This is a genomic window from Arthrobacter sp. FB24, from assembly GCF_000196235.1.
GTDB lineage: Bacteria > Actinomycetota > Actinomycetes > Actinomycetales > Micrococcaceae > Arthrobacter.
Genome location: NC_008541.1, coordinates 1,780,917 through 1,793,356 on the forward strand (window position 1 = coordinate 1,780,917; position 12,440 = coordinate 1,793,356).

Annotated in this window: 10 protein-coding genes; 3 read left to right on the forward strand and 7 right to left on the reverse strand. The window is 65.9% G+C overall.

Features of this window, described 5'->3' with window-relative positions:
- Positions 1 to 106: 106 nt before the first annotated feature.
- A complete protein-coding gene (gene glnA / locus ARTH_RS08125; protein ID WP_011691460.1) occupies positions 107 to 1,531 on the reverse strand; it encodes a type I glutamate--ammonia ligase in 1,425 nt (474 codons plus the stop codon).
- Positions 1,532 to 1,843: 312 nt separating this feature from the next.
- Between glnA and ARTH_RS08130 the strand changes: the two genes are divergently transcribed.
- Complete coding sequence (locus ARTH_RS08130) at positions 1,844 to 2,281, forward strand: RDD family protein (RefSeq protein WP_011691461.1); 438 nt, start codon at positions 1,844 to 1,846, stop codon at positions 2,279 to 2,281.
- A 61-nt stretch (positions 2,282 to 2,342) separates the two neighbouring features.
- On the opposite strand, the gene ARTH_RS08135 is transcribed toward ARTH_RS08130, so the two are convergent.
- The 4 genes from ARTH_RS08135 to lipB all read right to left on the reverse strand — a co-directional run bounded on the left by ARTH_RS08135 (position 2,343) and on the right by lipB (position 5,349).
- Positions 2,343 to 2,705 (reverse strand): DUF3817 domain-containing protein, encoded by a 363-nt coding sequence (locus ARTH_RS08135; RefSeq protein ID WP_011691462.1) that lies wholly within the window; start codon positions 2,703 to 2,705, stop codon positions 2,343 to 2,345.
- A gap of 108 nt (positions 2,706 to 2,813) precedes the next feature.
- A complete protein-coding gene (locus ARTH_RS08140; RefSeq protein WP_011691463.1) occupies positions 2,814 to 3,578 on the reverse strand; it encodes a DUF4191 domain-containing protein in 765 nt (254 codons plus the stop codon).
- Between the two features lie 89 nt (positions 3,579 to 3,667).
- Positions 3,668 to 4,675: a lipoyl synthase gene (gene lipA, locus ARTH_RS08145; protein WP_011691464.1), complete on the reverse strand. Its 1,008-nt coding sequence runs from the start codon at positions 4,673 to 4,675 to the stop codon at positions 3,668 to 3,670.
- Entirely contained in the window at positions 4,672 to 5,349 is a 678-nt protein-coding gene (gene lipB / locus ARTH_RS08150; protein WP_374068733.1) for a lipoyl(octanoyl) transferase LipB, read from the reverse strand. The genes lipA and lipB overlap by 4 nt, the downstream gene beginning before the upstream one ends.
- Before the next feature lie 104 nt (positions 5,350 to 5,453).
- Between lipB and ARTH_RS08155 the strand changes: the two genes are divergently transcribed.
- Complete coding sequence (locus ARTH_RS08155; RefSeq protein WP_011691466.1) at positions 5,454 to 7,139, forward strand: serine/threonine-protein kinase; 1,686 nt, start codon at positions 5,454 to 5,456, stop codon at positions 7,137 to 7,139.
- A gap of 12 nt (positions 7,140 to 7,151) precedes the next feature.
- Here ARTH_RS08155 and ARTH_RS08160 read toward each other — a convergent pair whose 3' ends face one another.
- Positions 7,152 to 8,045, reverse strand: a complete 894-nt coding sequence (locus ARTH_RS08160; RefSeq protein ID WP_043429648.1) for a TIGR01777 family oxidoreductase — start codon at positions 8,043 to 8,045, stop codon at positions 7,152 to 7,154.
- 73 nt (positions 8,046 to 8,118) lie between these two features.
- Between ARTH_RS08160 and ARTH_RS08165 the strand changes: the two genes are divergently transcribed.
- On the forward strand, positions 8,119 to 11,670 hold the full coding sequence (locus ARTH_RS08165) for a S41 family peptidase (protein ID WP_011691468.1): 3,552 nt from the start codon (positions 8,119 to 8,121) through the stop codon (positions 11,668 to 11,670).
- Between the two features lie 116 nt (positions 11,671 to 11,786).
- Here the strand turns inward: ARTH_RS08165 and ARTH_RS08170 are convergent, their stop codons facing one another.
- The gene (locus ARTH_RS08170) at positions 11,787 to 12,218 is read right to left on the reverse strand and encodes an OsmC family protein (protein ID WP_011691469.1); all 432 of its coding nucleotides are present in this window, start codon (positions 12,216 to 12,218) and stop codon (positions 11,787 to 11,789) included.
- Positions 12,219 to 12,440 lie beyond the last annotated feature (222 nt).

A 12,440-nucleotide genomic window follows, 5' to 3' on the forward strand; every position in this document is an offset into this window, starting at 1 on the left:
CTTAGGCGTCCGGTGCAGTAAAAGCCGATGCAACAAAAAGACGACGGCCCCCACCAAAAGGTGGGGGCCGTCGTCGTGCAATCCGGTGGCGGAAAGCCGCTAGCGACTAGACGCCGTAGTAGAGCTCGAACTCGTACGGGTTCGGGCGCAGGGAGAGCGGACGGATCTCGTTCTCGTACTTGTACTCGATCCAGGTGTCGATCAGGTCCTGGGTGAAAACGCCGCCGGCCTGGAGGAACTCGTTGTCCTCGGCCAGGGCATCAAGGGCTTCCTCGAGGGTGCCCGGAGCCTTGGGAATGTCCTTGGCTTCTTCGGCGGGGAGCTCGTAGAGGTCCTTGTCGATGGGAGCCGGCGGTTCGATGCGGTTGCGGATGCCGTCAATGCCGGCCATCAGCTGGGCAGCGAACGCCAGGTACGGGTTGGACGAGGGGTCCGGAGCGCGGAACTCGATGCGCTTGGCCTTCGGGTTGGAGCCTGTGATCGGGATGCGGATACCGGCGGAGCGGTTGCCCTGCGAGTAAACCATGTTGACCGGAGCTTCGAAGCCCTTGACCAGGCGGCGGTATGAGTTGACCGTCGGGTTGGTGAAGGCGAGGACGGCGGAGGAGTGCTTCAGCAGGCCGCCGATGTACCAGCGTGCCATGTCGGAGAGACCGGCGTAGCCCTTTTCGTCGTAGAACAGCGGCTCGCCACCGTTCCACAGCGACTGGTGGCAGTGCATGCCCGAGCCGTTGTCACCGAAGACGGGCTTCGGCATGAAGGTGACCGACTTGCCCCAGGCGTCCGCGGTGTTCTTGATGACGTACTTGAACTTCTGCAGGTCATCTGCCGCGTGGGTCAGCGTGGTGAACTTGTAGTTGATCTCAGCCTGGCCGGCGGAGCCGACTTCGTGGTGGCTGCGCTCGACCTCAAGGCCGGCTTCGTCCAGCGCAACACACATGGCGTCGCGCAGGTCAGCCTGCTTGTCGGTGGGGGATACCGGGAAGTAACCGCCCTTGACGGGGGTCTTGTAGCCCAGGTTTCCGCCTTCTTCTTCGCGGCCGGTGTTCCAGTGCGCTTCTTCGGAGTCGATCTTGTAGAAGCTGCCCTGCGGCGAGGACTGGTACTGGACGTTGTCGAAGACGAAGAACTCGGCTTCAGGCGCGAAGAACGCGGTGTCGGCGATGCCGGTGGACGCGAGGTAGGCCTCTGCCTTCTCTGCCACGCCGCGGGGGTCGCGGTGGTAAGGGTCACCGGTGCGGGGGTTCACGATGGAGAAGTTCAATGCGAGCGTCTTCTCCATGCGGAACGTGTCCAGGAACGCCGTGGTGACGTCCGGGATGAGCTGCATGTCGGACTCGGCGATGCCCTGGAAGCCGCGGATGGACGAACCGTCGAAGAGCTGGCCATTGATGAAGAAGTCTGCATCAACGCTCTTAGCCGGCACGTTGAAGTGCTGCTGCACGCCAGGAAGGTCGGTGAAGCGGATATCGACAAACTTAATATCTTCGTCCTTGATGAACTTGAGGACCTCGTCCGCAGTCTTAAACATCTATGCTCCTTACGCATAAGTAATAACTGGCTGGAAAGCCATGTGGTCCAGCGCAATCCGACGGCGCGAAAACACAAAAGTGTCCCCGCTCCTAGCTCGCTAGCAACTGTTACCACCCTAGGGACACGGGATTTCCCGGCCATGTCCGCTATGTTTCCGGCAGGTTACAGAACCGCCTGATATGTAAACGCTATACGGTGTCCACACTGTGGTCCATCCGCATCCATAGAGTGAACTTGTCCGGAACTTTCACGGGGAGTTCCGGTGAGATCCGATGAACGACGGGCGCCGTGCACCGGATAGGCTTGATCCGTGGTTGATCGCAGAGACATAGGCTCCTGGCTGAGCGGGCCGGACACATCCGGCATTTCGAAATATCCGGGGGAGCGCCTTGGCCTGCCCGAGGCGGGCCGGGGGTCCATCGCCCGTGCCGGTCGTAGAATCCTGGCCATCTGCATTGACTGGGGACTGGCGCTGTTGATCAGCAATTACGCGTTCGGCGGGGACCCGTGGGCAACGCTGGCCGTTTTTGCGGCGGAACAGATCCTACTGATCGGCACTCTTGGCTACAGCATTGGCCACCGGCTTCTGGGCATTCATGTGGTGCGCCTCGGTGGCGCTCCGGCTGGGCCGTTGGCTGCGTTGGTCCGCACCTTGCTGCTGTGCCTGGTGATCCCGGCGGTAATTTTCGATCCGGATCACCGCGGCCTGCACGATAAAGCGATGAATACCATCCTGGTGCGCATGTAGCAGGCCCGGCGGCCCCGCCTCGGCGGAAGGCCGCCCTGCGGCTGCGCCTGGCGGGACCTGCTCAGACGCCGGCGGTTTCGTGTTCCTTGGCTGCGCGCCGCTCGGTGCCCGCTGCCGTCAGGTAGCCGCGCCTGCCTGCCCAGCGCTCGAACAGTACCGTGGCAAAGGGAAACACCGCAGAGACCCCGGCGAGGAAGGCCACCCGGAAGGGCCACCGCTGCAGCCGCCACAGGGCCAGCGCGGCTACGCCGTAGGCGACGAACAGGGCGCCGTGTAGGGGTCCGGCAATTTCCACGCCAAGCTCCGTGGTCCGGGCCACCCACTTGAAGTACATTCCGGTGAGGAGCGCCGCCCAGCTGAAGGCTTCGGCTACGGCGAGGGCCCGGAAGACCCGGATGACGGTAGTTTTCGAGGGAAGTTTCACGGTGCTCCGGTTTCTTTTGACGACGTTTCGGCGTGGCCGGCACATGGCCCAAAGCAAACGCCCCGGTTGCCGGCCAGATGGCCGGTTTCCGGGGCGTTGCCTGTGCTGCTAACGGCCGCGGGCTGCTTTGCGGTCCGGCCGGGCTTTGTAGGGGTCGATTCCCTTGGGGATGGGGAGTCGGTTTCCCAGCGAGGAAATGCGCTTCGAAACAGCGTTGACCTCGAGTTTGGTCAGTTCCTTGTCCAGCTTGTTCATTTTCTTGGCGACCTGGCTGATGGGCACCTGGCCCTCGCCACGGCCGCTCTCAATCACGTGGACAGTGACGTTGGGCAGGATGCGCGCCAGCCGCTTGCGTTCGGCGTCGACGAGGGGCCGGACCCGGTGGGTGGGGCCTTCGCTGACAAGCACGACGCCGGGACGGCCGATGGCGCGGAAGACGGCGTCCTGGGTGCGGGGGTTGACCGCGACCGGCTGGTCCTCGGTGATCCATCCGCGCTTCAGCGTGCCCAGGGCGGCCCCGGAAGCGCCGGGCTGGTTTTCGATCTGGGCGAAAGCGGCCCGTTCAGCGCGGCGCGAGAGGATGAGGGTGGCGGCCAGCAGCCCAAGGGGGATGCCGATGATCAGGCCCGTGATCCAGTTGTCGAGGAGGAAGCCCACAAGGAAGCTGACGGCTACGACTCCAAGGAAGGCGAGCAGCATCATCCAGACCACCATGGGGTCGTGGCGGCGCGTCATCTGGAAGACTTCGTTGATCTGCTTCAGCCTGCTGGGCTTCTTGACCTTGGCTTCCTTCGGCTTGCGAGAGAAGAGGCCACGCTTCGGAGCGTCGGATGCTGCCGGAGTCGGTTTGCTGGAATCAGGGGAATTCGCCATAGTGCCTTAATTCTACGTGATTTATGCCTGAGGGCCGGACGCCGAAGTACTCCGGTGCCGGCCCTCAGGCATAAATGTTACGAAAGGTCCTAGTGGTGTGCTGCGATGAGCGAGCTGGCTTCCTGGCGGGTGCTGCCGGAGGACTCGATGTGCGCGAGTTCGGCCGGGATGTCCCAGCCCTTCTTGCGCATCGCGGTGGCCCAGAGCCGGCCGGCACGGTAGGAGGAGCGCACCAGCGGTCCGGACATCACGCCGAGGAAACCGATCTCTTCGGCCTCCGTGGCGAGGTCGACGAATTCCTGCGGCTTGACCCAGCGGTCTACCGGCAGGTGGCGTTCGGACGGGCGCAGGTACTGGGTGATCGTGATCAGGTCGCAGCCGGCCTCGTGCAGGTCGCGCAGGGCCTCGGAGATTTCCTCGCGGGTTTCTCCCATGCCCAGGATCAGGTTGGATTTGGTGACCATGCCCAGGTTCCGGCCCTGCGTGATGACGTCCAGGGACCGGTCGTAGCGGAACGCGGGGCGGATGCGCTTGAAGATCCGCGGGACGGTCTCGACGTTGTGCGCGAAGACCTCGGGCTTGGAGTCGCAGATCGCGGCGATGTGTTCGGGTTTGCCGGAGAAGTCCGGGATCAGGAGTTCGACGCCGGTGCCCGGGTTCAGTTCGTGGATCTTGCGGACGGTCTCGGCGTAGAGCCAGACGCCCTCGTCGGCGAGGTCGTCCCGGGCCACGCCGGTCACGGTGGCGTAGCGCAGCTGCATGGCCTGGACCGAGCGGGCCACCTTGGTGGGCTCAAACATGTCCACCGGTGAAGGCTTGCCGGTATCGATCTGGCAGAAATCGCAGCGCCGGGTGCATTCGGAGCCGCCGATCAGGAAAGTGGCTTCCTTGTCTTCCCAGCATTCGAAGATGTTCGGGCAGCCGGCCTCTTCACAGACGGTGTGCAGGCCTTCCTTCTTCACCAGGTTCTTGAGCTGGACGAACTCCGGGCCCATCTGGACCTTGGCCTTGATCCACTCCGGCTTACGCTCCACCGGAGTAGCCGCATTGCGCTGCTCAATACGCAGCATCTTCCGGCCTTCTGGTGCCAGTGTCACAGTAGAGCTCCTTCGGGGCTTGAAACGAGTGCTTCTTCGTGCTTACGGAATTCTTCCACTACCCGCTCCGCAATATCGCCGGGGGTAATGGTCCTGCCGGCTTCAATGGACATCGTGGTGACACCGGCGTCTGTGATGCCGCAGGCAATGATCTGGGCATAGGGCGCCAGATCATTGTTGCAGTTGATGGCGATGCCATGCATTGTGACTCCGTCCAGGACCCGGATGCCGATCGCGGCAATCTTGCGGTCCGGGCCCTTGCTGTCGGCCTTGATCCAGACGCCGGCACGTCCCTTGATCCGCTCGGCATTGATGCCGTAGTCGGCCATGACGGCGATCATGACGGCTTCGAGCCGTTCAACGTAGTCGCGGATGCCGGACCGGTTCTTCAGCTTGAGGATCGGATAGGCGATCAGCTGGCCGGGCCCGTGCCAGGTCAGCTTGCCGCCACGGTCCACGGCTACGACGGGAGTCCCGTCGAACGGTCGTTCGTGGTCTTCTGTGAGCTTGCCGGCAGTGTATACGGCGGCATGCTCGAGGAGGAGGACTGTACTGGGTGCCTCAGCTGCGACGACTTTGTCATGGAGTTCGCGCTGGGTGTCCCAGCCCTTCATGTAATCAACGAAATCCGGAGCAAGACCCAGCGTGGAAAACTCAAGAGTCATGGTATCCAGCTTAGACCCCGTCCGCCGTGGAGCCGGGTTCTGTGCTTAACCTCTCATTGCAGGGCCTGTGGATAACTTCTGCGGAATTTCGCCGATTCCGCTATTCCTTGGGTATGGAAGATTACGCGTACGACGGCGGTTCAGACGAGGGCGGTCCGGCACCCCTGGCGGCTCCGGTATCCCCGGACGCCCCCGACGGGGGTCCCGCCGGTGCGGCCCCGGAGGTTCCGGGCTACCAGGTTGAACGGGAGCTTGGCCGCGGCGCCAGCGCGAGGGTATGGCTTGTCCGGGAACAGCTGACCCGTCGCGAGTTTGCCGTGAAGTGCTTCGCCCCGCCGGAACTCCCTGCCCGGTACGCGCCCGGCACGGGGGCTGACGGCAGAGAGAAGCGGGCCGCGGAAGAAGCCGTGCGCCGTGAGTTGCGGATTCTCTCCACACTGGATCACGACCACCTGGTGAAGGCGCACGACGTTGTCAGGCTCCAAGGCGCAGCGGATGGCGGCCTGGGGCTCATCATGGATTACGCAGCAGGGGGATCCCTGGCCCGACTGGTCAGCTGCCGCGGCCCGCTGAGCGTGGGCCAAACCGTGACGGTGCTGACGCCCCTCGCGCAGGCGCTGGGGTATCTGCACGGCAAAGGATTCATGCACTCGGATGTCGCACCGGGCAACGTACTGTTCACGGCCCATGGCAAGCCCCTGCTGGCGGACCTTGGCGTCACTAGCATGGTGGGCGACGCCGCGGATTCCGCCGCGGCCGGCACGGAAGGCTTCGTGGACCCCGCACCCGTCGATGCACTGCGGGCGGGGCTGCAGCCCGAGCGGGACCTCTATTCGGCGGCGGCGATCGGCTGGTATTGCCTGACCGGGAAGGCACCCGAACACGGCCAAAGCCGTCCGCCGCTATCACTGCTGGTTCCGGGCGTGCCGCCGGCCCTCGCGGCCGCATTGGAGTCCGGCTTGAAGGAGGACCGGCGGGAGCGGCCGACAGCCCTGGAGTTCGCCGGTGCTGTCTATCGGAGCGCAGACCCCGCCCCGGTGGACCTTTCCGGGTCCGTCCACCCCACCGTGCTTCCCCAGCTGCTGACACGCCGTAACGTTCCGCCGTCACGCAATGCCCGCCGTGCGGCGAAGCTGCGCACCTGGCGCCGGCGCCTAGGCATCTCGGGCCGTCCTCTCCGGCCAAAGGGCCGCGCACCGGGCCGTCACGCCGGGAGCAGCCGGCGGTGGATCGGCGCCGCGGCTGCAGCTCTTGCCTGTTCGGGAATCGCCACGGCATGGTTCCTGGCCGGGCCGCAACAGGCCCCGCAGCAGGCGGCGGCACCCCTGCCAGTGCAGGCACCAGCGGCCTCTGACGTTCCGCCGGAGGCCGCCTCCGGCCCGGCTCCGGCTGACGCCCGGCAGCTGGCGCTATCGCAAAAGCCCGAAGAAGCCGCACGGGGGCTGGCGGGGCTGCGGTCGGCAGCGTTGAGCTCAGGGCACTTCGAACTGCTGGACGAGGTCAACCAGGCCAACTCCCCGGCGGCCGCTGCCGATGCCGGAATCAGCGGGAGGCTAAGGGATGCCGGTCATGTCCTGGCGGGCTTTGACACGACCCTGACGCGTGCCGAGGCAGAGCCAGGCGCGTCGGATTCACGCGCGGTGGTGGCAATCACGGTGGCCAACTCGGCATACCGGGAAACGGACACCCGAGGAAATGTCGTGGCGGTGGAACCTGCCGGTCCGGAGGAGCAGCTTCGCCTGGTCCTGGTTAGTTCCGGCGGGCGGTGGAGGATCCAGGAGATCCTGCCGGCGGCGTAGGCGCCAAAGTGCCTAGTCCTTGCCGGTCGCCCAGGCCGCGGCCTGCGCAAGTGATGGATGCATCCACTCGAATCCGGCCTCGGCCAACAGAGCGGGCTCCATGCGCTGGCTCCCCAGCAGGAGTTCGTCGGCCAGCTTGCCCATGACCAGCCGCAGCACCGGCGCGGGCACCCGGAAGAATGCGGGCCGGTGGAGTGCGGCGGCCAGCTGGGCAACCAGTGCATTGACGTCCGCTGTTTCGGGGGCACAGAGGTTGACCGGACCTGACAAGGGTGAGGTCAGCAGGAAACTGAAGGCCGAGGACACGTCCGGCAGCGTGATCCAGGGCCAGCATTGCCTGCCGTTGCCCAGTGGACCGCCAAGACCGAGCCGAAGCAACGGCAGCAGGCGGCCTAAAGCGCCACCAGACCTGCTGAGGACCACCCCCGTCCGCGGGTTGACGACACGGACGCCGGCGGGGGCCCCATGTGCGGCGGCTTCCCATTCCTGGCAGATCCTGGCCATGATTCCGGAGCCGGCAGGAGAGTTCTCCCGGAGCACGGCAGCGCCGCGGTCGCCGTAATAGTTGGAGCCGGACTGGCTGATGAAGACCTTTGGCGGCTGTTCTGTTCTTGCCATTGCGGCTGCGAGGGTGCGTGTGGGGTCCAGCCGTGAGCGGAACAGCTCATCAATGCGGCCGCGGGTCCAGGGACGGTCTCCGATCCCTGCTCCGGCCAGGTTGATCACGGCGTCGGCGCCCTCAAGGTGGGCGGGATCAAGCTGTCCGGCCGCCGGATCCCAGCGCAATTCGTTGGCATCAGCCGGTGCCCGGCGAACCAGCCGGATGACGTCGTGGCCACCCGAACGCAGATGGGCGGACATGTCGCTTCCGAGGAGGCCTGAGGCGCCGGCCATGATGATTCGCATGATCCATCTCACCATGTCCGGCACGGTGGCGGAACCTCCCGTCCGGCCCACGTACTTTGACTATGATCGTACGATGACCTCCTCGAGCTACTTTCGTTTCCCGCATCTGCACGGCGATCTGGTCACCTTCGTGGCCGAAGACGACGTCTGGATTGCGCCTCTGGACGGCGGCCGCGCCTGGCGGGTTTCCTCCCTTCAACTGCCGGCCCGCAACCCCCGCTTCACGCCCGATGGCAAGCGCCTGGTGTGGACGGTCGTGCAGGGTACAGCGCCTGAGGTTGTCACTGCGGAGGTCGACGGCGGAGGGTACCGTCAGCTGACGTACTTCGGCCATGCTTCAACCAGGGTTAAGGGCTTCACCGCTGCCGGCGATGTCCTGGTCACCAGCGCTTTCCGGCAGGCGGAAAGCCGCCATACGCATGCGTACAGTGTTCCGCTGGAGGGTGGCTGGTCGGAGGAACTCCCGTTCGGGCCCGTCGAATCGGTGGCATTCGGACCGGAGATCGGCGATGAACGCCCGGTGGTCGTGGCCAGTGTGCTCTCGCGCGAGCCGGCCTGGTGGAAGCGGTACCGCGGCGGAACCGCCGGAAAGCTCTGGATCGACGCCGACGGCAACGGGGAATTCGAACGCCTCGTCCCGGAATTGGACGGCAACCTCGCGGACCCCATGTGGGTGGACGGGCGGATCGCCTTCCTTTCCGACCACGAAGGCTACGGAAACCTGTATTCGGTGCTGCCGAACGGCACCGGACTGCGCCGCCACACCGATCACGAAGATTTCTATGTGCGCCATGCCGCCACGGACGGCAAGCGGGTGGTGTTCGAATCCGCAGGAGAGCTCTGGGTGCTCCCTGACCTGGGTTCAGAAGCAGTCAAGCTTGATATCTCGCTGGGATCGGCCTCCCAGGGGCGGAGACCGGCGCTCCTCAAGACCACCCGGCACCTTGGGGGCGTGATTCCCGACCACAGCGGCTCGTCGAGCGCGGTGGAGGCGCACGGAACCATTCACTGGCTCCGCCATAAGGACGGGCCTTCGCGGGTTGTGGAGGCCACTCCCGGTGTTCGCGCCCGCCTGCCGCGTCCGCTCATCGATGGCCGAATTGCCTACGTCGCCGACCACGACGGCGCGGAGGCCCTGTACATCAAGGAAATCGCACCGCAGGTGGCCGGTGACGGGCCGGCGTCGGCCCCGCGCCCCCAGGCGGCCGAGGAGCAGGAAACCGCAACGTCCCTGCCGAGGCCCGTTCCGGCATCCGGGACGAACACTCCCGCCGTGGCATCACCGGCGGGCGATGATTCCCTGCAGCCCGCGGCCCCGGGGCGTGACGCCAACGCCACCGTTCAGGTCGCCCCCCACAGTGCAGAAGGTGGAAGCGATGTCGCCGGCGGTGTGCCGGAACGCACGGCCGTGGAGGCAAACCGGGCCGGGTCCGCGTGCCTGCGAAGGATCGATTTCCCCAAGCCCACCCGGGCCAGTGCCATAGAGGCCAGCCCGGACGGGCGCACCCTTGCCATCGGTACCGCCTTCGGCGACGTCTACCTGGCTGATACCCGGAGCGGGACCATCAAGCTCGTCACCAGCATCGGCGAGGGCACCATCGACGGGCTCTGCTGGTCTCCGGACTCCGCCTGGCTGGGCTGGTCCGAACCGGTCACATCCTTTGGGTCGCGCAGCCGTCTCCGGATCGTTAACGTGGACGATCCGGAATTCCGGATCGTGGACGTCACCGACGGACGATTCCGCGATGCGTCGCCGTCGTTCACTCCTGATGGCAAATTCCTCGCGTTCCTGTCCAACCGCAGTTTCGACCCCGTGTACGACGGACATTCCTTTGATTTGTCCTTCCCCAGCCCCATCAAGCCCTACCTCGTGGCCCTTGCTGCCGAGACGCCGTCGCCCTTTGGCCCCTCGGTTGACCTCGCGGACGGTCCGGAAGGTGAATCCTCCGGCTCCGCGGCCGGCAACGCCGACGCAACCGGCTCCGGTTCCGACGTGCCCGCTGTCCGGGTGGACGCTGACGGGCTGGCGCACCGGGTGATCGGAGTTCCGGTGCCCCAAGGCAACTACTCTGCGCTTGAGGCCACGCCCGGAGCGCTGCTGTGGCTGGACAACGCCCTGGCCGGCGTGACCGGCGACGGCCGGGCCAGCACCGACGACAAAGACGCCGCCCCCAGCCTGGTGCGTTTTGACATGGCGAAGCGCAAGACAACCACCATCGTGGACGCATTGGACAGCTACCGCGTGTCCGGCGACGGCAGGAAGGTGGTCTTCCTGCACGACAAGCAGATCCGGGTGGCGCCCGCGGATGCCAAGGGCGACGAAGATTCCGGCCAACTGGTGAAGGTGGATGTCAGCCGCATCCGGGTGCTCCTGCATCCGCTGAGTGTGTGGGGCCAGGCGTTCAACGAAGCCTGGCGGCTTCAGCGTGACTTCTTCTGGACCGAGGACATGGCCGGACAGGACTGGGAATCCGTGCACCGCCGGTACCGCCCCATCGTGGACCGGCTCGGCTCGCATGACGACCTCGTGGACCTGCTGTGGGAGCTGCACGGCGAGCTGGGGACATCCCACGCCTATGTTCGTCCGGCCGCCGTCACCGAGAACGGCAGCAACGGGCAGGGCCGCCTGGGTGCTGATCTGGCCTTCACCGGGAAAGGCTGGGAAATCACCCGCATCCTGGCGGGGGAGTCGTCAGACCCGCTGGCAACCTCACCCCTGACCAGGCCCGGCGCAGACGCAAAGGCGGGGGACGTCCTGCTCGCCATCGACGGCGTGGAGCTGTCCGAAGGGCTGACACCTGCCATGCAGCTGGTCGGTGCCGCAGGTAAGGCTGTGGAGCTGACCTTGCGCAACGGCGCCGCCCACGGCGAAGCCGCAGGCAGGCAGCGCCGCATTGCTGTGGTGCCGGTCAAGGACGAGGAGCGCCTGCGTTACCAGGAATGGGTGGCCGGCAACCGCAGGACTGTACGCGAAGCGTCGGCAGGAACCTACGGCTACCTGCACATCCCGGACATGATGGCGAACGGCTGGGCCCAGCTCCACCGCGACCTCGATACCGAGACGGCACTGGACGGGCTGATCGTGGACGTCAGGCGCAACCGGGGAGGACACACGTCCCAGCTTGTCGCCGAACTCATTGGCCGCAAGGTGACCGGATGGAGCATGCCCCGCGGTGAGAGGCCGCGGACGTACCCGCACCACGCGCCACGCGGGCCGGTGGTCATCCTGACGGACGAATTTGCCGGCTCGGACGGGGATATCATCACGCAGGTGTCCAAGCTGCGCGGCATCGGGCCGGTCATCGGGACCCGGACCTGGGGCGGCGTGGTGGGCATCGACAACCGTTTCTCCCTCGCTGACGGCACCGGTGTGACGCAGCCGCGCTACGCCACCTGGTTCAGCGGAGGCGTAGGCTGGAACGTCGAGAATTACGGCGTCACGCCGGACATCGAGGTGACCTTCCCGCCGCATGCCTACGCCGCCGGCAGGGACCCCCAGCTGGAGTACGGCATCGGTGCGCTCAAGGAAATGATCCAGGAACTTCCCACGGACCGGCCTCCGCTGCGCGAAGGCTACCGGCGGCTGTTGCCGGCGCCCCTGCCGGCCCGCACCCTCAAGGACTAGGTCCGCGCTCCCCGGACAAACGAAGGCCCCGCTCCTGCCCCAATAACAAGGGCAGGAGCGGGGCCTTCGCCGTGCGGCGGCGCGGCAGCTCCGGGAGCGGCCGCTTCCGACCGCTCCTAGGAGGCTGCGAGCGTGGCGTCCATGGTGATGTCGATGCTGGCCAGGGCACCTGAGACCGGGCAGCCGACCTTGGCTTCCCCGGCGATCTTCTGGAACTCCTCTTCCGAAATACCCGGAATGGTGGCGTTCACCGTCAGGTGGCTTCCGGTGATGCCGGTGCCGGGCACGAAGGTGACATCCGCCTTGGTGTGGACCTCTTCAACGGTGAAGCCGGCCTGGCTCAGCGCCAGGCTGAACGCCATGGAGAAGCAGGCCGAGTGCGCTGCGGCGATCAGCTCTTCGGGGCTGGTCTTCCCTTCGGACTGTTCCGCTCGGGCCTTCCATGTGACGGCGTAGGTGCCCAGTCCGGAGCTGTCCAGCGTCGTGTTGCCGGACCCCTCGAACAGGTCGCCGTTCCATACGGTGTGCGCGGTGCGTGTTGCTGCCATATCCACTCCTCAGCTTAGATTCGATCCGGTCCGGGCTTCCGCCCGGACCTTCCGGATCAATCCTATGGATTCAGGACGTGCGGCGCACGGGGTGTCCGCTGTCAGAGGATTATGACCGTCCACACGGGCGCCAGGGAGTTCGACGGCGGACTCCCTGCGGAAACGACGACGGCGACGCCCCCTCGCGGGAAGCGTCGCCGTCGTCGTCGGGCGTGTGGAGTC